Annotated in this window: 16 protein-coding genes; 7 read left to right on the forward strand and 9 right to left on the reverse strand. The window is 48.0% G+C overall.

Annotated features, from left to right (window positions below):
• Window positions 1-133 precede the first annotated feature (133 nt).
• The 3 genes from CWB99_RS13915 to CWB99_RS13930 form a co-directional block, all read right to left on the reverse strand.
• On the reverse strand, window positions 134-475 hold the full coding sequence (locus CWB99_RS13915) for a hypothetical protein (protein WP_138553026.1): 342 nt from the start codon (window positions 473-475) through the stop codon (window positions 134-136).
• Window positions 476-1,109: 634 nt separating this feature from the next.
• Entirely contained in the window at window positions 1,110-1,835 is a 726-nt protein-coding gene (locus CWB99_RS13925; RefSeq protein ID WP_046007129.1) for a YebC/PmpR family DNA-binding transcriptional regulator, read from the reverse strand.
• Between the two features lie 112 nt (window positions 1,836-1,947).
• A complete protein-coding gene (locus CWB99_RS13930) occupies window positions 1,948-2,565 on the reverse strand; it encodes an HAD family hydrolase (RefSeq protein ID WP_138553025.1) in 618 nt (205 codons plus the stop codon).
• A 383-nt stretch (window positions 2,566-2,948) separates the two neighbouring features.
• Here CWB99_RS13930 and CWB99_RS13935 point away from each other — a divergent pair, with 383 nt between their 5' ends.
• Together CWB99_RS13935 and CWB99_RS13940 are read left to right on the forward strand one after the other, a co-directional pair.
• Complete coding sequence (locus tag CWB99_RS13935; protein ID WP_171045345.1) at window positions 2,949-3,374, forward strand: DUF2141 domain-containing protein; 426 nt, start codon at window positions 2,949-2,951, stop codon at window positions 3,372-3,374.
• A gap of 267 nt (window positions 3,375-3,641) precedes the next feature.
• A complete protein-coding gene (locus CWB99_RS13940) occupies window positions 3,642-5,633 on the forward strand; it encodes a methyl-accepting chemotaxis protein (RefSeq protein ID WP_138553023.1) in 1,992 nt (663 codons plus the stop codon).
• 131 nt (window positions 5,634-5,764) lie between these two features.
• On the opposite strand, the gene CWB99_RS13945 is transcribed toward CWB99_RS13940, so the two are convergent.
• From CWB99_RS13945 to CWB99_RS13955, 3 genes are all read right to left on the reverse strand, one after another.
• Window positions 5,765-6,577, reverse strand: coding sequence for an SDR family NAD(P)-dependent oxidoreductase (locus CWB99_RS13945; RefSeq protein ID WP_138553022.1), 813 nt, complete (start codon window positions 6,575-6,577; stop codon window positions 5,765-5,767).
• 220 nt (window positions 6,578-6,797) lie between these two features.
• Entirely contained in the window at window positions 6,798-7,406 is a 609-nt protein-coding gene (locus CWB99_RS13950; protein WP_138553021.1) for a glutathione S-transferase family protein, read from the reverse strand.
• A 75-nt stretch (window positions 7,407-7,481) separates the two neighbouring features.
• Entirely contained in the window at window positions 7,482-8,156 is a 675-nt protein-coding gene (locus CWB99_RS13955; RefSeq protein WP_138553020.1) for a type 1 glutamine amidotransferase domain-containing protein, read from the reverse strand.
• 445 nt (window positions 8,157-8,601) lie between these two features.
• On the opposite strand from CWB99_RS13955, the gene CWB99_RS13960 reads away from it, so the two are divergent.
• From CWB99_RS13960 to CWB99_RS13970, 3 genes are all read left to right on the forward strand, one after another.
• Entirely contained in the window at window positions 8,602-9,621 is a 1,020-nt protein-coding gene (locus tag CWB99_RS13960) for an alpha/beta hydrolase family protein (RefSeq protein WP_138553019.1), read from the forward strand.
• A gap of 132 nt (window positions 9,622-9,753) precedes the next feature.
• A complete protein-coding gene (locus tag CWB99_RS13965; protein WP_138553018.1) occupies window positions 9,754-10,347 on the forward strand; it encodes a hypothetical protein in 594 nt (197 codons plus the stop codon).
• A gap of 8 nt (window positions 10,348-10,355) precedes the next feature.
• Complete coding sequence (locus CWB99_RS13970; protein WP_138553017.1) at window positions 10,356-11,624, forward strand: S41 family peptidase; 1,269 nt, start codon at window positions 10,356-10,358, stop codon at window positions 11,622-11,624.
• A 491-nt stretch (window positions 11,625-12,115) separates the two neighbouring features.
• Here CWB99_RS13970 and CWB99_RS13980 read toward each other — a convergent pair whose 3' ends face one another.
• Window positions 12,116-13,192, reverse strand: coding sequence for an amidohydrolase family protein (locus CWB99_RS13980; protein ID WP_249331915.1), 1,077 nt, complete (start codon window positions 13,190-13,192; stop codon window positions 12,116-12,118).
• A gap of 209 nt (window positions 13,193-13,401) precedes the next feature.
• Between CWB99_RS13980 and CWB99_RS13985 the strand changes: the two genes are divergently transcribed.
• Window positions 13,402-15,813 (forward strand): ABC transporter permease, encoded by a 2,412-nt coding sequence (locus tag CWB99_RS13985; protein ID WP_138553015.1) that lies wholly within the window; start codon window positions 13,402-13,404, stop codon window positions 15,811-15,813.
• Window positions 15,814-15,842: 29 nt separating this feature from the next.
• Here CWB99_RS13985 and CWB99_RS13990 read toward each other — a convergent pair whose 3' ends face one another.
• Window positions 15,843-17,243 (reverse strand): MATE family efflux transporter, encoded by a 1,401-nt coding sequence (locus CWB99_RS13990; RefSeq protein ID WP_138553014.1) that lies wholly within the window; start codon window positions 17,241-17,243, stop codon window positions 15,843-15,845.
• 98 nt (window positions 17,244-17,341) lie between these two features.
• Here CWB99_RS13990 and CWB99_RS13995 point away from each other — a divergent pair, with 98 nt between their 5' ends.
• Window positions 17,342-18,223, forward strand: a complete 882-nt coding sequence (locus CWB99_RS13995; protein ID WP_138553013.1) for a LysR family transcriptional regulator — start codon at window positions 17,342-17,344, stop codon at window positions 18,221-18,223.
• Here the strand turns inward: CWB99_RS13995 and CWB99_RS14000 are convergent.
• Entirely contained in the window at window positions 18,220-18,789 is a 570-nt protein-coding gene (locus CWB99_RS14000; RefSeq protein WP_138553012.1) for a DJ-1/PfpI family protein, read from the reverse strand. The two genes, CWB99_RS13995 and CWB99_RS14000, sit on opposite strands and share 4 nt — an antisense overlap.
• Window positions 18,790-18,817 lie beyond the last annotated feature (28 nt).

Here is an 18,817-nt window from a genome sequence, read left to right on the forward strand (position 1 = left end):
GATTTGATCAACAAGGCCGTGTGAATGGCCTAAAAGGCTTCACTGAAAACGAGCTACTCATGCCCGTTTTCAGCTTAGGCTTCAATACGGCCACACATCACATTGAAGATCTAAACAGCGCACGCAGCTCAGACTAAAACTCGATGGCAACCAACTTACACCAATTTCTAATTTTGGCCATATTGGAGTCAATAGTCAGGGTGATTGGCTTGGCCTGAGCTTTACTGGCTAGCAAAGCAGAAAAAATCGCAGGGTCTTTTGCTGGGTGTAAATAAGCCATGTTCTTAACACACCCCTCTGCCGAATCCGAGACATTCTTATTAAATTTCACTAATGCCATATCTGCATATGTTGCATCGGAATATTCGACAGTCCTCATCGAAATGCTGAGAATTTCTGCATTACTCACAGCAAAGTGCTGAGCGTTGGTATTAAATGCAAATGCCAGAGTAAATATAAATAGAAGTCGCTTCATTATTGTTCCTTATAGAGGGTTGAAGTATGCACATAATTAATCGCGATGTCCTTACTGTCAATACTTAGGCAAAATGAAAATCCAACATGCAAAGTCAATCATTAGAAAAAAGCCGAGCTTTTCAGCCCGGCTTTCTCCAAAGTCCGTCAAAACCATACATACGCGAACCAAAGCACAGGTAGACCCAACTTTAAACTAGCTCCACTCCTAAACTATCGAGCAAGCTTAGCGCTTGATATCGGGAAACTTTCGCTTTTTTAAGGTTATTTTCAATTGCATCTATGGCATATTCTTAGGAATCGCAGAAGTTAACTCCTTGCAAGTTAGTTCTTATAAATTAACTATATAAAGCTATATTTTTAATATTGTTCACGAGAACGCATCAACTTCTCAAACTCAACGTCGAAATAATCGTGGCCACTACTAAACACTTGGAGAGCTCCTCACTTAGAAACTGTATATATAAAAAGCATAATAAATACGTGTTATTCGCAACAGGAACCGAATTGGTTACAAAAAGCTTTTTCAGAAAACTCCTCTTGTAGAGATAGAGTCAAAAAAACCGAGCAATACATTGCTCGGTTTTTTCGGTATGCCTCACATCCATGAAGCAAATCACTTTTCTTAATGTCGCTTAGTTCTTCACAATCGCGTTGTGATACACGTTTTGTACGTCGTCGCAATCTTCCAGCATGTTAATAAACTTCTCAAAGTTTGCCAGATCGTCTTCACCCGTGATTTCAACGTGTGTTTGCGGTACCCAAGTGATTTCGTCTACGTCGAAGTTGATGCCTTCAAACGCTTCAATCAGCGCTGTTTTCGCTTTGAAGTACTCAGTGTGCGGTGCAAACACAGAGACCTGACCATCTTCTACTTCTACGTCTGTGACATCAACATCTGCCATCATCAGCGCTTCCAGTACTGCTTCATCGTCATCACCGGCAAAGCCAAGAATAGCAAAGTGATCAAACATGTGTGCAACACAGCCCGGGCTACCAATTTTAGAGTCTGTCTTGGTGAATGGCAGACGTACATCCTTGATAGTACGGTTTGGATTGTCAGTTAAACAGTCCACAATCACCATACAGTTACCAGGACCGTACCCTTCATAACGCGCCGGAGAGTAATCTTCACCTGCACCACCAGCTGCTTTTTCAATCGCCTTTTCAATAACGTGCGCCGGAACCTGGTCTTTCTTAGCTTTATCGATCAAACGACGAAGGGAGAGGTTGGTATCCGGATCTGCACCACCGTTTTTCGCAACTACATAGATCTCTTTACCATATTTTGAGTTTACTTTGGTCTTTGCCGCTGCCGTTTTTGCCATGGCGTTTTTGCGGACTTCAAATGCTCTACCCATCTTAATTCTCGTTTGTGCAAATTAAATTGGACAAGATTCTAACAAGACATTGCATTTTGGGCTATACCCAGACGAGAATTGCTCTGTATCGTGCGCATTCCAATAGAATTAATCAGGCCAGCTGACCAGAACGAGCCTGATAGTGCAAGCCCAGTGCACCAGGCAGGTCGCAAAAGCGTTCAATGATGATATCGGCCTGATCAGCATAATCAGGCATACCCAGTGGTGCGAACAAACATGCATGCATACTGGCGCGTTGCGCAGCCTCGATGTCGTACTTGTAATCGCCTACATATACACACTGCTGATAAGGCAGCGACCAGGTATCTGCAACCATATGAAGTGCCTGCGGGTCAGGTTTTGGTAGCGCATCTTCCCGTGTCAGTAAAAAATCCAGGCCCAGCTGGCAGCGCGACAGCTTTAATTTGGCCGCTTTTGAATAGTTACGTGTAACAATGGCCATCGGCATGCCCATCGCTTTTAATACAGACAGCGTTTCTATCACACCGGGGATGGGCTCGGCATGCTGTGCATCCTGCATTTCATGTTGATGGATCAGTGCCATGGCTTCCTCGCGCATGTAAGGCGAGGGCAAAGACTCGACATAATCAAGTAAATCCGCGTCACGGTCGCAGCCAACTTGCGCCTTAATTAAAGCAAAATCGAGGGTAGAGGTTACTAAGGTGCCGTCTAAATCAAAAATCACACCTTTTACCGTTAAATCAGCCATTCATATTTCCTTATCATCAAGGCCTCACCAGCCCTAAACATAGGGTAAGCTGTGATACCTTGCAAAGATATTGAGACAAAATTATTCAGGCCCAACCTGCTGGTCATATCACAGCAAAGGGACGCTACAAAGGTACGTGTAAGCAAGCAGAGTGGATCAATTGAAACCATCGCTAAAACATGACATCTTTGGGCACAAAACTCTGTTGCAGCCATAGCAAATGTAAAGCCCCTTGCCAGTTCAGTGATTAAGAAAAAGGGTCAGCCGCTTGAGCACAAATGACATCTGTCATGTCATTGTCATGACAGATCACACACGCAATGCCCCACTCCATTTTGTAAAGTTATCCCATCAACAAAATGATTCAGCAAAGGATAACTAACATGACTAAACATCTGACTCGTACTACCGCCATCGCCTGTATGCTTGGTGCACTTTCGGCCAGTGCAATGGCACAAGATTTGACTATTACATTCAGCGGCCTGGCGCACCAGTCAGGCACCCTAAAGCTGGTAGCCTATGACTCGGCAGCGGGATTTTTACAACAACGAGCCTGGCGGGTTGCACAGCAACAGGTGTCAGACACTCAGCCTGAGCTCACGCTGCATAATGTAGAACCCGGACAATACAGCTTTATGGTCTATCAGGATCTCAATGGCGACGGCCGGCTAAACCGCAATCGTTTTGGCTTGCCAACAGAGCCTTATGGTTTTAGCAATAATGAGCTGCTTGCCGGCATCCCACAGTTTCCGCAGCTGGCAGTACAGATCACGCAGCATAATCAAAACTTAGAAATAAGGTTACGTTGACAGAAAAAGTGTCACAGTCGTTCTTTATTCTGTGGCACTTTTCTCATCCACCATCAAAACAGCTTAATTTTTTAATGCACTCGGCTACGGCATTCATCGTCCCCACAAAAGACACATAGTATTTTTTTCTTATTAAATGTTAGCAAGTTACTAGCTTTAGAGCATTAATTTGTGCAATAGTGTGGCTGCAAAGTGATCCAATTTTGGCTCTTCGCACTATAAATTTGAACAGCTATTACTGCCTTAATCCCCAGAAGTGAGTCGTGCATGCTGAGAACAATAGCTAAAACCATTTCCAGCCATTTAACCCTTGTCGTATTACTTCCCTGTTTGTTGCTTGGTGGCGTCATTTTCTATGATGTATCGACCGCAGCCAAACGGATGAACGACGCTTATGACGCCGAATACAATGCCTTTTTGAGCCATGCCGTGCTTGCGCTGGTTCATGAAACACAAAAAGAACGTGGTGCCTCTGCCGGATTTATCGGCTCAGCAGGCAGCAAGTTTCAAAGCAACTTAACGCAGCAAAGGCGGCTGACCGACAATCAACTGTCTAGTCTGAGAAAAAAGGCTAAAGGGTGGGCGCTGTCACAACCCATGCAGCGGGAGCTTGAAACATTTTTAAGTAAATTTAACCAACTGGATAGTGTTCGCCAACGCGTAAGCTCGCTCTCCATGAGCCTGTCTGACGCACTGAAATATTACACCGACATCAATAACCAGGGCTTACATATAGTTATAACCGCAGCAAGGCTGAGCAAAGATCATGTTATCTCGACCGAGTTGATGGCCATTTACAATTTTTCCAGCGCCAAAGAGTCAGCCGGTATTGAGCGTGCAGTGTTGTCGAACACCTTTGCAAAAGACCAATTTACACCTGCACTGCGGACTCGATACACCCAATTACTGACCAAGCAAGAGGTGTATCTGGCGGAAGCAGTGGAAGCCTCGCCTCCGATTATGAAAGCCATGTTTGAAAGTGCCCTGAATTCAAGTGCCATGCGCGACGTTGCGCGCTTCAGAGCCATTGTCGCCGACAGCGATTCCGGGTTTGGGCAAGATCCAGAAGCCTGGTTTGAAGCGGCCACGCGGCGCATTAACGCTCTGAAAGAGGCCGAGGAAAAAGCCTTAACACTTGTTGATAAAACAGCCATAGACATTCAGGAAACGGCGGTGACCATCCTGGTGGTTGAGTTGATTATTCTGATGATAGGTTTGCTGATCACAGCGGCCCTGTTTATATCAATTCGTCTTCGCCATCAGCAGTCAGTGAAAATTGCTGAGGGAATTGCCATTGCGATTAACAACCGAAATCTGGCACATGAAATCGATATTTTAAGTTCTGACGATTTGGGGAATTCAGCAAAAGACATTAACCGACTGACCCAACAATTTGAAGAAGATTTGATTGAGTTCGGACGTGCATCGCGCAAAATTGCAACCTCTACACATGAAACTGCCTGCGCCATCAGCCAGAGTCAAACCAACTTGGTTGAGCAACAATCCGGCGTACAAACCATCGCCTCTGCCGCGGAGCAAATGAGCGCTAATATCCAGGTAATAGCGAATTCAATGCTGGAAAATGCAGCGGCTGCGAAGTCAGTCTCCCAGGAGTCGGTTAATGGCCAAAAAGTCGTCACCGATGCGGTCTCGGTGATCCAGCAAGCCTCATACGACATGGAAAAATCAGCGTCTTCCGTAGATGCACTGAACGAGCGTGTTGGTAGTATTTCAAGTATGGTCGATATGATCCAGAGCATCGCAGAGCAGACCAATTTGCTTGCGTTGAATGCTGCTATTGAAGCGGCCCGGGCAGGTGAACAAGGGCGTGGTTTTGCCGTGGTTGCCGATGAAGTACGTAGTCTGGCCAGCAGAACTCAGCAATCCACCGAAGAAATCTCGGCTTTGGTCAACGAACTGCAAAGCAGCGCACAATCAGCATCGGACGTGATCACACAGGGTAAGGATAACGCCATGCAGGCTGCCCATCGTGCAGAGCAGATTAAAGAAGCTCTGGGTAAAATTGTTGAACAAGCCAAGCAAGTTGAGTCCGTCACTGACTCCGTATCGGTAAATACGCAGCAGCAGAGCAATGCCATAGATGAAGTAAGCAGGCATATTGTCGAAATTTTTGCCAAGGCGACTGAAAATGTGACCGGCGCCGAACAAATTGCCGTAGCGGCCTCAAATATCGCAGAAGCCGCAATGGATATGGATGAATTAATTGACCGCTATAAAGTACAGGAGCAGACCAGGTAAATGACTTTACATCCTTTTGATACGCTGCGACCAAAAGCCTTAACCCACCCGGCTCAGCTCGCTTTTTTCAACCAATTCTCTCGTGTCGAGTAGCAATCAGGTGCCGCTGTCATTTCACAGCGGCAAACCCACTAAGCAAACCCATGATGCTGGCGAAAGGCCTCCAGAACTCGGATCAATTCGGCTACTTTTTGCTCGTCATATGCTTCATCATGAGCCCGCGCAAAGCAACCTAAGTCATTGTCAAAATACTGGCCAGATGCCTGAGCAAACTCCTCAGACAAAGCGGCTCGAACCAATACATCAGCGCCTTCCTGAATATTCCCCCCTGCCACACCATAGGCCTGCTCAACCATTTTTGAGCCCAGAAAAGACTTAGGGTTCACCGCTATAATCGCAGGCAGGGCACGACCAGAGGCAGCGCCCAGTTGCATCGACCACATGGTCAGCGCCAGTTTGCTTTTGGCATATGCCGCATTATCCGACAGACTGCTGGCTCCGGTTATTTCATGTGGCATCAGAGATGATTGCGCAGCAGATGATAAGTTGATCACTCTGGCACCTTGCTTCATGTCAGGTAGCAACGCTTGGGTAAGCAGATAAGGAGCAATGGTATTCACCATAAAGCGCACATCAATCCCCTCTGGCGTGGTTTGCTCTGGCACCACAAAGACGCCCGCATTGTTGATCAGTACATCCAGCTCAGTGCCAGCCTGCTTAAGCTCGTTGATAAAGCAGTGAATATCATGAATAACACTCAGGTCAGCTGTGTACGTCGTCAGCTGTTGTGATGGTGACTGGGTTGCAAATTCCGCTTTCAACGCAGTTAGCTTATCAGTATTTCTGCCGTGCAAGATCACTCGGTGGCCAAGCTCCTGCAGGGTTCTTGCCGTCGCCAGTCCAATCCCATCCGTTGCACCGGTAATTAAAATGGTTTTTGTCATCACTATATCGCTCACTAAAGTTAACAATGGCTATTGAGGTGATCCGGAGCACGTAAACTCACGGTACTGATATAGTTTAGATTATTTAATAAAGGTTTATTATTGCCAGAATTATACAATCAGTATTGGCTTTTTATTGATAATAGAAGGTGCGATACAACGAGCGGCCCTGAAAAAACGTCTGCTCTGCACACTACAGAGCAGACGATAGTGAAGTGATTTAGCCCTGTTTTCTGGCGACCTGATAAGCCTCACGACTTTGTACTTTGCTAAGGTATTGTTGTATATGAGGTTTACCATCCAGCAGGTTGAGGTTGGCAGCAAATTCCAGGGTAATGGTCATCATTATGTCTGCCGCACTAAACTGCGGACCTGCAAAAAACGCCTGCTTTGCCAGCGTAGCTTCGATGTACCCCAAGTCCAGTGCCAGCTCTTTGGCAATATACCCATCCATTGGCGCTGTGCCTTCGCGCTGTTCCATCTGCATCAGCAGGGTGGTGATCACAGGTAGCGCCAGTGACCCTTCCGCAAAATGAGACCATTCCAGATATTGATAGTAATGGGCGTCGCCTTTTTCAGGGCGTAAACTCGTTGAGTCGGCCTGATCGAGCAGATACTCCATCACCGCGCCCGATTCGCACAATACCAGACCATTGTGTTCAATAACCGGAGCTTTATTCAACGGATGAACCTCACCCAGACTCGCCGGCGCCAGCCTGGTTTGCGCGTCCCTTTCATGGTGTACGACTTCATAGGGTAACTTAAGTTCTTCGAGCAGCCACAATACCCGGGTTGATCGTGATTGGTTGAGATGATGTACCTTAATCATGGATACATGGATTCCTTATCAGAAGAGGCCTGCCAGATGCTGTCAGGTACTGACAGTGCCTGTTAATAATCGCAATTACTGTGCAAGATGTTTTGCCAGTGCCATACCCACGGCATGTGCACTGGCAGGGTTTTGACCTGTGATCAGGCGTGCGTCTTCAATCACCAATTCCTGCCAAGGCTGAACTTTACGATACTGCGCCGCTTTTCGAGCTATTGCTTCTTCAAGCAGGAAAGGAATGTCATTGATGGTGCCAAAATCGATTTCTTCTTCACGGGTAAAACAGGTCACCGATTTATCAGCGATGAGCGCGTCACCATTACTTAATGTAATAGGCAGCAAAGCGGCTGGTCCGTGACACACTGCAGCAATGACTCCGCCGGCTTCATAATGTGTTGCTGCCAGTTCAGCAAACTGGCTGTCTGTCGCTAAGTCGCTAAGCAGCCCAAAACCACCAGGGTAAAAAATGGCGTCATAGTCACTGATATCAAGCTCAGATACGCTTAGCGTATTCGCAACCTTAGCCTGAAGCTCAGTATCTGCGAGCATCTGCTGATTGACCTCATCTCCTTCTGTGTCTGTACCATACAGAGGGGCCTGACCACCACTAGGAGAAGCCAAATCAAAGGCGATCCCCTGCGCTTTGAGTACATGCACTACATGTGTCAACTCAGGGGCATAGGTCCCATTGGCCTGATCTGTTTCACCTAAGGTTGCATGGTTGGTGACCGGTATTAGTACTTTTTTCATCGAGCTTTACCCTCCAGAATTAAGTGGTAGCTTAGACAACGACTGTGTATGCAGTAGCAACACGCTCTGAGAACACACTGTAGATTATTTCTCAGGAAATGATAATAGAACATGTAGATAAACACTTTTGCAGCTGTGCAATAGTAAAATCAGAGTGGATGTACCATATGCCTAACCATTGTCAGAGCTTGCCTGTCACGGTATTACAGAGTCTGTACGCCTCCGTTGAAGGCCAAATATAAAAAACACAGCGAAAGTCGATGTCGCTTACACAAAGATGTACCTGACCTGAAGTTTTACAGCAGCTTACAACTTTCCACACTGCTTAACACTCATCGGGGAAATCCTTCTATATGGTAGACACCTGATGATATTTGATTGTACCAACTCGTTATGTACTCAAGAGTATCGCATGCGTTGGTATCAGTTTATAAAAGGAGTGATCATGATACCCAGATGGAATACTGCTGTTTTTATTACCTTTTTGTGCTGTTTACTTGGTGGATGCCACAACAATAACAAGGAACACGTTGAAGAGCGCTACGTTGCATTCAGCGCCAACACAAACACCTTAGATGCCAGGCTGGTCGTGCCTCATGTACATCAAAGTCACGATGCAATCATCCTGCTTGTCCACGGCGATGGTGCGATGGACCATAGTGCCAGCGGATACTTTGACCCTGTTATCAACACTTTAAGCCGTAAACGATATGCCACCATGTCGTGGAGTAAACCCGGAATTGGCGAGTCAAGCGGAAACTGGCTGGCTCAAACCATGCCTCAACGCGCAGAGGAAGTGCGTAGCGCAATTCGCTACTTGCGAGACAATGGCTATCCGGATAATCCAATTGGCGTTGTTGGCTTTAGCCAGGCAAGCTGGGTGCTGGCCGAACTGCACAATGAACCTGAGATTGAATTTGCAGCTTTGGTGGGAGGCGCGGCAAACTGGCGAGAGCAGAGCAAATATACGATGTGGTTGCGCCTGATAGACGAACAAAAGATCCATGCCGATGACCATTCGGTGTGGCCGGAAATTTCAGAATTACATGAGATTGAGTACCAGCTGATAAAATCCGGGTATAACACTTATCAAGGCAGTGATCTGCATTTACATCCTTTTATGGGTACTCCTTTGGAAGACGAAGCCCGCTTCAACTTTGTCCGAACCAATATAGACTCAGATGTCAGTTTGGGTTTTTCTCAAATCCATTTCCCACTGCTCGCCCTGTTTGGCGATTCAGACACCCGGGTTGATGTTGATCACAGCCAACAGATATTTGCCAGCACCATAGGTGCACCAGACAAGCTCTCACAAAAGGTCATCAGCAATGCCTCTCATAGCCTGTTAAAAACGGACCTGCCAGTACGGGCCGCTTTGTACCTCACCGAAGACGACTTTGCGCCGGGCGCATTGGACGCTTTAATAGCGTGGCTTGATGCGCAGGCACATAAACCCGCGCCATAGTCGCTGAAGCACAACGATTTGGGTGAAGAAATGACTCAATACACACAAACTTCACCCTCTTTTCGCTCTTTAGTTGCACTGCTCTTATAAAATCAATATCTTACCTATATAACAAAAATAATTATTACCACTATGCTGTATATCATACTGACCTGCGCACTTCTGGCGCTCAGCGCTTTACTGTTCACGTCCTCATTCAAGGCGTTCACCCGCCACCATGAAGTAGCCTGCAATTTTATTCTGACTCTGGTTGCGACTCTGGTCGGTGTATTGTTGGCGATTGCAATTAGCAATTACGACTCAGATCAAAAAGAAATCAGAGACTTAATAAAGGTACTCACCGCAGCTGAGGCTGTTGTAGAAGAGAGTCTGGACTATAGCATCCGCCTTAATGAGGCCTATCAGCAAAACATTGAAGAGTTTGGCGATCAAGCTGACTTTTTTACTAAAAACCCGCTCGTTTACCCTCATTACCTGGATACCATGTTAAGCCAGAACCTGAGCAGTAAAAATCTCTCTCTGGAAGCACTCAGTGAACTCAATGAGCATCTTATTGCATTGCAGCGTTCACAGCGGGTTGCACCCAAAATATTCATTGCCAGTATGCGTTATATAAAACAGGTGCTGATTCTGGAGCGCAGCTATCAGCGCGGAGAATTGTCAGCTGAAGACTATGAACAACAGCTTGATACCCTGGAAGAGCAACTTGTTTACCAACAACAATAAGGATAGTCATGCGCTCATTACTTTTTGCAACTTTTCTGGCGGGTGGTTACGTCAGCAACGCAGCCGCCAGCCCCCAATCCACAAGTCAACCCGTTCTTCTGAGCTCAGAGCAAATACAGCAGGACATAGAGCATTTTATTGAGTATGTCCGGCTCGGCTATGCCTACCGTGATGACAAGCCGACCGATTTTGCCACTTTTGATCAGTGTATTCGTCATCAAAGTGTTGAACTCAAAACTAAGCTGCAACTGTCAGGCCGGCTCAATCATTGTCTGGAACATTGGTTTGATCATCACGCTGACGTGACACCACGGCCAAAAGACTATTATCTGCCAATGCCCACGGCCACAGGCTTGTGGGCACAGTGGCGCAATGGACAAGCAACTATCACTGCGGTCCCCTTTGCCGAATCAGCTTATCAGCAAGGCTTTCGCGCAGGTATGCAAATCCTGCGTATTGATGGCACTGCCGTCGAACAAGCCATTGAACAGGCCAATGTTTCGGGGTTTGACACTGCAAAAAGCTGGACACTCAACCGGCTGTTGACGGGTAAACGTAAACAACGCCTCTCACTGGAAGTTCGCTGGCTTGGTAAAACCGAAATAAAGCTGCTGGATATTGAAGCCGTTGTAAAAGATGTGATCGCAGAAAAACCCCTGCTGACGCAAAAGCGCATTGGCACAGTGGGCTATATTCGCCCGGAAAACAGCTTGGGTAATAACGCGCTAATAAATGCTTTTGACGAGGCAATGGATCAATTAAAAGATACCCAGGCCATGATCCTCGATTTACGCCACACCCCCAGTGGTGGCAATACAGAAGTGGCAAGAGGCATTATGAGTCGCTTTATCAAGGCACCTCAGCCTTATCAGATACATGAGTTAGTCTCTATCGAGCGAGAGTTTGGCGTGAAACGCGCCTGGCAGGAATTCGTGTATCCACGTGGAGACTTCCAGTATGACAAGCCGTTAATTGTACTTTGCAACAAATGGACAGGCAGCATGGGAGAAGGCCTGACCATAGGCCTGCATGGCATGAAGCGGGCAACGGTCATAGGCACACAAATGTCGCAACTGCTTGGGGCCATTTACGGTGAGACCCTGCCACACAGCCAGCTCAATTATATGTTACCCAGAGAAAAGCTCTACCACATTGACGGTACACCCAGAGAAGCATTTGTCCCTGATATCGTGATTGAACAGCGACAATACAATCAGAAGCAGGACGCCACGCTACAGGCGGCACTGGACTGGCTCAACAAGCCTCAGCCAGACTAATGCGTAAAAAATGTTACAAATAGGCAATTGCTGGTTTGTTCTTTACCCGCTAAGTTGAAGATGTTGCTGAAAAAAGCAACACAATTCAACTAAGGAAAAGACCATGAAATTACAATTAAACAAAAACATGTAATACCAATTTGCTTAATTAAGTGTTCTATTTTGAGGCGAGAAAATATCGTCGATAACAAGGCAAAAATTTCGCTATTTAGTTGTTCTAAATGAGAAGTTTTTAACACCGTTAGCGGCATATTTGCTCCTTCAAATTGAACAGGTATTAAGTGAAATTGGTATCAATCAGCTGTCGAGCGAGGCAAAAGGACTGGACGCAGCATTGACGCCCCGGGTGGGTGGTGCGGCACCACCGCCAAGCCATTTTTGTGTCACCGATGGTCAGTGTAACACTCACACATTTGTGACTTTTTATTGCCACTGACAGGCGCTGCCTGACCCCGCCTGTCGGGGTCATTTACACCAGCTCACAACTGATGTTATTGGCATATCTCTGGCGCCTGATAGCTTAGTCCCATTAAGTTAAAATAATTCTGACCCAGTGCAATATGGCGAAACGCCTTATCGCTGAGGTACTGATTGATACGACTGTTGATCTCGACTTCACGCACATAATCCCGGTACTTGTAACCTTTTGCTGCAACAAAATCACTGCCCGGCAGAATGCGTGTGGCATAACGATTAAAAAACGCCACATACTGCGCTCGAATTGCCGCATGACGAAAATAAGCCTCATATAAAACGCGCCAGGAAATGTCCAGCATCAGGTTTGGATATGCGTCCAGCAAGCGGGACAGGATCTCAATGTGTTGTTGCGGATCCATCCTGGTTTGCTCCCTCGACAATCCCATATGAACCCAAACAATCGGGTTATCCGGATACTGGGCCAGTACAGATTCCATTAGATGTAAGTATTTGGTTGGCTCAGTATCAGAGCCAATGTCAGCATGTATTGACAAAGGCATGGGCGGGCGACCCTGATCAGGGGCACGTAGCCTGGCCATGAAAGGTGCCCAGTCTTTAATACGTTCTACAGGGGTTGCCTGATGAGAATGATCAAACAATGCCTGTTTCACTAAGTTGACTTCTCCCATCCAGCCAAATGCGGGCCCAAACTCCTCATCAAGCAATGCCATTTGCTGCACTATGTGGCGCGGTTTACTCAGATCAGGAAAACTCATAGACAAAGTCAGATGAGTCTCTGTGGTCGGGTGGAGCAGCGCGTTCGACGCGTTAATCACGTCATTTCTAATCGTTGGCTTAATTTCACCGGTTGGGCAGCTCGAAAAGCGCTGACAACCACTTTGGGCGCTAAACATTTGTCCGATGCCAAACGCATTGACGAATAACACGCCAGCGCTTTGAAAGTAACCAACAAGCTCTGTATAGGGCACGGCCTCCCCCCCAAACGGGCGGAAGTGCACATGGGCGTCGACCACAAATGTGTAAGGCTGGGTTGTTCTGTCATAGCATGCTTGTGCAGAGCTGGTTTCAAACTGCTCCAGCTTGCGTCCAGCGCCCGGGGACTGACAGGCTGCTGTTAATAATGACGCCATAGCCACCAAGCACACTGCGCACGACCTCTTTATCCTCACTGTAATTCTCCTTTGGGAGTCTGAGAGTGGTAATTCCGGACTGACCGTCCGGTTTTGCAATAGTATCCAGCGTTAAATATATAACCTTTTGTTATTATTATACAATTTTTATGGACCAATCTTTGCTGTAGACTAGGCCCTGATCACTGACCGTTCAATGGATATCCGCTATGCCACAGTGCTACCGTGACTTTATCTGGTATACCTGTTTACAACCGGCACTCATGCAACTGCGCCAGCAACCTCGCTGGGCTTTAAGTATGCTCGTCTTACTGACGCTGACACTCAGCGCCGTGTTGTGTGTTGCAGCGCTGCTTTACCACATCTGGTTTAAGCCCCTGCCCTACCCACAACCCAACGCGATTTACCAGCTTGAGCATCAACGCCAGGGCTCAGCCGCCGAACTCCACGATAATGGCTGGCCTTACCCAGCAGCATCTCAGTTACTCACCACAAGGCGTCTTTCACAAGAGAACGCATTACAAGCAGATCCGCTTTTGGCTTTTCACTATGGTGAAGAAGTACCACTGGCGTCAGTATATACAGAAAAAATAAAAACAGCGTATCTCAGTGGTGACTGGCAAGCCATGCTGGGTGTTGAGTTTATACACGGCCAGGGGGAGCACTTTATGGTGTCACCTGACGAGCAACCAGCAGGGGCAGTGATAAGCTTTGCGTTGTGGCAGGAGGTCTTTGGTGGCACACCTGATATCTTACAGCAACACCTCAATATTAATGGGATTATTCACCCCATTCGCGGCGTGGTCAGTCAAAATTATCAACCACCCGAGTTATTCAAGGCAGGCTGGCAACCACAGCTGTGGCTCCCATGGCGCTACAATAATTCCGAGTACAAAGGGTACTGGCAAAGCCCTGATCCAAATATCCGGGTGCTGATGCGCACAGGTACCACACAAAACATGCTCACGCACCTGCAAAGTGTAGTGAATGAAACCGCTTCCCGTCATGCTCCCCCGCAAATAGCAGATTGGCAAACGCAACTCACGGTGCAGACCTTAACCCGGGCACTGCGCGGTGACCACCCCATCATACTGATTGTATTTGCCTGTACCCTCGCCTTGCTGCTACTGGCCAGCCTGAATCTGGCTCAGTTATTTTTGCTCCAGTTACTACAAAGCCGCCATCAGTTAGCTGTACGCAGCGCGGTTGGCGCAAAATACGGCACTATTCGCAATACCTTGCTGTGCCAGCTAATTTTGTTGATCGCACCTGCGATTCTACTCTCTCTTTGGCTAACGACTCTGGTACTTACACTCAGTGCCGCCTGGCTATCACAGTTTATTTATCAGAGTGAACACCTGACACTTACTTTGCCTGTTGTGCTACTAGCCTGTGTATTGGGCGGCGCAATTCTGGGCTTGTTCATGCTACTGAGTCGGGCCCATTGCCAACCCGCGAATCTGTTAAACAGCCTGAAACGCAGCGGTAAAGGCCAGGCTCAGCAACTGTCACAGGTGACCATCAGGCGCTTTGTTGCCTCACAAGTATTGCTGGTGTCATTGACCTTATTAGCCTGCTCTCAGCTTGTCTGGGACAGACTCAAACAGCTAACTCATCCCCTGGGCTTCGACGCAAGTCAGGTTTATGAACTGGAATTTAGTGTCGCCACACTGGACTGGCAAGGCTGGTCAGCCTACGCCCCCATGGCCAAAGCCTTTAAGCAGACACTGCTGCAAGAGCCGGGCGTGTTATCAGTCAGCTTCGCCCGTTCGCCACTTAAAGATGACTTTCAGTTTAAAATCACCGCGTCGTGGCAAGATGCCAGCTACCTGCCCTTTCACCGCAACGTCGACCAGGATTACTTTGAGGTTCTGGATCAGCACCTTGTCGCCGGGCGTACATTCACCCGGGAGGACATTGAGGATGAGAACCCAGTGGTGATCATCAATCAAACATTCGCTCACCAGCTAGGTGACGAAGCCATTGGCAAAACCGTTAATATTGATGGGGCGAATGCCCTGCGGATCATCGCAGTTATCGACGATTTGCAGCTACCTGGTAAGCCTATCTCGCCACCACGTTTTTACCTGCCCAATCACGGCAGCGCCACATATATGCTGGTCAAAGTGACGCCCGGACTCTCATTAAGCAAAACGCAACTCAATACGCTGTTGCAACGACAACACCCACAGTTTGTGCTGACACAATGGCGTGCGCTGGAAGATGAAATAACACACGCGCATCAGTACCGGCGCATCACATCGCTGTTACTGATGTTTATCAATGCGCTGATCCTAATCATCACAGCCTATGGTATTTATAGTTTGCAAAGTTACGCCGCATACCTGCAGCAGGGCGTTGTCAAAGTGCATCTAATGCTGGGTGCCAAACGTCGTCAGGTACTTGTCGCGCGGCTTTACGCTTTTTTGCAACCGGCACTGCTCAGCGTTGCGCTTGCGGGGATTATCCTTGCATTTGCATGGCCCTGGCTGAACACCTTGATGGCGTTTTCACCTGACCTCATGCTGGTTGCGATAAGCTTCTGTAGCGTAATTGCTACCTTAGTCGCTATCAGCCTGGTCACAGCCAGACAATATGTGCCTGTAAAGCGATTAACTTAAAGGTGTAAAGGGGGTTGCCACCCCCTTTTTTAATGCAGGCTTTGGCTGAGAGCCCTGCCATGTCGCAACCGTGATACATCGCGCCACAGCATAGGTGCAACGATCAAAGTCAGAACCAGATTAGACACAGGTACGGACAGCCACACCCCGTCAACACCCAAATACTCAGGCAAAAAGAACAAAAAAGGCACCTGAATGGCCATGTTACCCAGCGAGATCAATAAAGACTTCGCCCCCTGATCCAACGCCACATAATACATCGCCGCGAGGAATATGAACCCGTCCAGAAAAACCATAGAAAGGTGCAGGCGGGCGCCTTTTTGCGCCTCATTAAGTAATGCACTCTCCTGAGAAAAAAGCGACACAATGAATTCCGGGAACAAATTCAGACACAACACGATAACAAGCCCAACCGACAGACTAACCTGACAAGCCAGTTTCAATGTTGCACTGATCTTCTCTATCTGTTTTGCCCCATAATAGTAACTGATCGGCGGTTGCATCCCACTGGCAACTCCCTCTGCAAAAAAGTAATAAATCACACCAATGTAGCCAATCAGCGCGAATGCCGCGACGTGCAGAGGCTCACCATACATCAGTAACTGCTTATTGTGCAGCGCGGTGATAAAGGCAAAGTAAAGGAACATCACAAGCCCGGAGGCCCCCTGCACCAGAGTCCGCCCCGCCAGGTTAAGAGAAAACCTCAGACTGGCTGCCGTCAACTTAATACCCGCTTTTGCTGAACAGAAATAACTCAGAGCCAGCACAGCAACCAGAGACTGTGATACCACACTTGCCCAGGCGGCACCGGCAAGCTGCCACTGCAACAGCACGATAAAAACGTAGTCCAGAACAATATTAGTGAGTGCGCCGAAGATCAGTAGGCGCGTGGCGACCCCGGGACTGCCATCATTGCGAATGAGCATAGGCAGAGCGCCCGCTGCCATGGTTGCCAAAGCCCCCCAGCCAAATACCGACAGATAACTGTGCCCAAACCTGAGCACATCACCACTGGCGCCCTGTAAATCCAACAATAAGGTACCGCTGGCATACAGCGCCAGACTCGTGGTTGCAGCCAGTATCAGCAGTAACCAAACACTGGTCGTCAGCACAGCTTGCGCCTGTACAGCGTCTTTCGCACCGCGAAACAACGACAACAAGCTCCCCGCACCAATCCCGACCAGTGTGCCCAGTCCCGCAATCAGCCCCACCACAGGCCAGGCGATATTAACGGCTGCAAGTCCATCAGACCCGATAAAATGGCCCACAAAAACGCCATCCACAACCTGATATAAGCCATTTACCATCATGGCCGCCACGGCTGGGATCGTGTAACGCCAGAATGTTTTGGCAACCGACTCATTATGTGGTTCAGTGGACCCTTTTTGATCTTGATCGAGCACTGACAGCTCAGCATCGTGTGTTTGCATAAAATTCCCCACTTACTGCGAATACCCGCTATTATGCTTGCTTACCGGATGATTTAAAGTTAGTAACTATCCGCTTTTCGGATACTTTGGAGCCCCTTATGCACTGGACCCTCGACCAGCTGGAAGCCTTTGTCACTGCCGTCAGAACCGGCTCTTTTTCTGCTGCGGCCCGGAAACTGGGCAAAGCACAATCACGCATCAGCACCGCCATTGCCAATCTCGAAACCGACCTGGGCTTTGAGTTGTTCGACCGCTCTTCGAGACTACCGGTATTAAACGCCGCCGGACATGACTTGTTTGCAGAAGCGGAAGCCGTACTGATGCAATGTCAAAGGTTGCAGTCCAGGGCATTGTCAATGAGCTGCGGAGAAGAAGTCTCTCTGACCGTCGCCATGGATGAAGCCGTACCTGTCAATGCATTTGAAACCATGTTTGAGCGGTTGTCACATCAGTTTCCTCTGCTAAAACTCTCGATATTAAACGGCTCTCAGGATGATATTGCCGGATGGGTCGAAGAACAAAAAGCCGATCTGGGGATTTTATTTCATCAAAAGCCCCTCTCACAAAACCTGGACTTTACTCCGTTAGGAAGCTTTGAGCAGAAATTGATCGTGGCACCCACTCACCCTCTGGCCTCCTGCCCATGCCCATGCCCGACAGTAGAACAACTTAATCAGCACCGACAGTTGGTGATCCGCGACCGCATTGGCAACAACCAGTCTCAGGCAATCTCCTCGCATCACTGGCACATCGACAGTTATTACTACATAGTAGGCTTGGTGCTAAGAGGCGTTGGCTGGGCGATGGTGCCTGAGCATGTGGTTAAATCACACTGGTTTAATGAAGCCGTCATCACTTTGTCAACGCGCAATATTCCCGGCTCCTTGACAGTAGATATGGGCCTGGTCAGGCGCAGAGACAAAGCCAAAGGCCCGGTTATTCACTGGCTTTACGACACAACGCTGTCAATGATGTCCTAAAGCCAGTTGTAATCCATCTGACGGGCGGTGTTCTCCGCCAGTTTCTTGCCAAAATGCAGCTTGACCAGCTCAAGGCTCATATCTATCCCGGCCGAGATCCCAGCTGAGCTGGTAAAATTCTGATCCATAACAAACCGCGTATCCTTCAGCACTTTCAGGTGTGGGTACTGTGTTTGCAACAGCTCCACATCATCCCAATGCGTGGTCACAGACTTACCATCAATCAGCCCAGCTTCGGCAAACAAGAACACCCCGGTACAAATCGACGCACATCGTCGTGTATGAGTCGCAGTTTCAGCCAGCCAGGCCAATACAGACGTGTTGTTGATAACATGCTGATGTTGCCCACCGGCAACAATCAATAAATCAAATCGAGGGTGACCATGAATACTGTAATGCGGGTTTACAGACAGACCACCACGGCAGCTGACCGGCGCATGACTCGGTGCAATAAGGCTAATGTTTACGGGTTCGTCGATAAAACGCGCAGCCGTACTGAACACTTCAAATGGGCCGCTAAAGTCTAGCACTTCAACGCCATCGTAAATAAAAATACCGATTTCCATTGAATGATCCAGAATAAGGAAGTTTTTG

Source organism: Pseudoalteromonas rubra, assembly GCF_005887095.1.
GTDB classification, from domain to species: Bacteria; Pseudomonadota; Gammaproteobacteria; order Enterobacterales; family Alteromonadaceae; genus Pseudoalteromonas; species Pseudoalteromonas rubra_E.

Coding starts and splice junctions, on each gene's coding strand:
- CWB99_RS13915 (WP_138553026.1), bottom strand. CDS start 475: ATGAAGCGACTTCTATTTATATTTACTCTGGCATTTGCATTTAATACC.
- CWB99_RS13925 (WP_046007129.1), bottom strand. CDS start 1,835: ATGGGTAGAGCATTTGAAGTCCGCAAAAACGCCATGGCAAAAACGGCA.
- CWB99_RS13930 (WP_138553025.1), bottom strand. CDS start 2,565: ATGGCTGATTTAACGGTAAAAGGTGTGATTTTTGATTTAGACGGCACC.
- CWB99_RS13935 (WP_171045345.1), top strand. CDS start 2,949: ATGACTAAACATCTGACTCGTACTACCGCCATCGCCTGTATGCTTGGT.
- CWB99_RS13940 (WP_138553023.1), top strand. CDS start 3,642: ATGCTGAGAACAATAGCTAAAACCATTTCCAGCCATTTAACCCTTGTC.
- CWB99_RS13945 (WP_138553022.1), bottom strand. CDS start 6,577: ATGACAAAAACCATTTTAATTACCGGTGCAACGGATGGGATTGGACTG.
- CWB99_RS13950 (WP_138553021.1), bottom strand. CDS start 7,406: ATGATTAAGGTACATCATCTCAACCAATCACGATCAACCCGGGTATTG.
- CWB99_RS13955 (WP_138553020.1), bottom strand. CDS start 8,156: ATGAAAAAAGTACTAATACCGGTCACCAACCATGCAACCTTAGGTGAA.
- CWB99_RS13960 (WP_138553019.1), top strand. CDS start 8,602: ATGATACCCAGATGGAATACTGCTGTTTTTATTACCTTTTTGTGCTGT.
- CWB99_RS13965 (WP_138553018.1), top strand. CDS start 9,754: ATGCTGTATATCATACTGACCTGCGCACTTCTGGCGCTCAGCGCTTTA.
- CWB99_RS13970 (WP_138553017.1), top strand. CDS start 10,356: ATGCGCTCATTACTTTTTGCAACTTTTCTGGCGGGTGGTTACGTCAGC.
- CWB99_RS13980 (WP_249331915.1), bottom strand. CDS start 13,192: ATGGCGTCATTATTAACAGCAGCCTGTCAGTCCCCGGGCGCTGGACGC.
- CWB99_RS13985 (WP_138553015.1), top strand. CDS start 13,402: ATGCCACAGTGCTACCGTGACTTTATCTGGTATACCTGTTTACAACCG.
- CWB99_RS13990 (WP_138553014.1), bottom strand. CDS start 17,243: ATGCAAACACACGATGCTGAGCTGTCAGTGCTCGATCAAGATCAAAAA.
- CWB99_RS13995 (WP_138553013.1), top strand. CDS start 17,342: ATGCACTGGACCCTCGACCAGCTGGAAGCCTTTGTCACTGCCGTCAGA.
- CWB99_RS14000 (WP_138553012.1), bottom strand. CDS start 18,789: ATGGAAATCGGTATTTTTATTTACGATGGCGTTGAAGTGCTAGACTTT.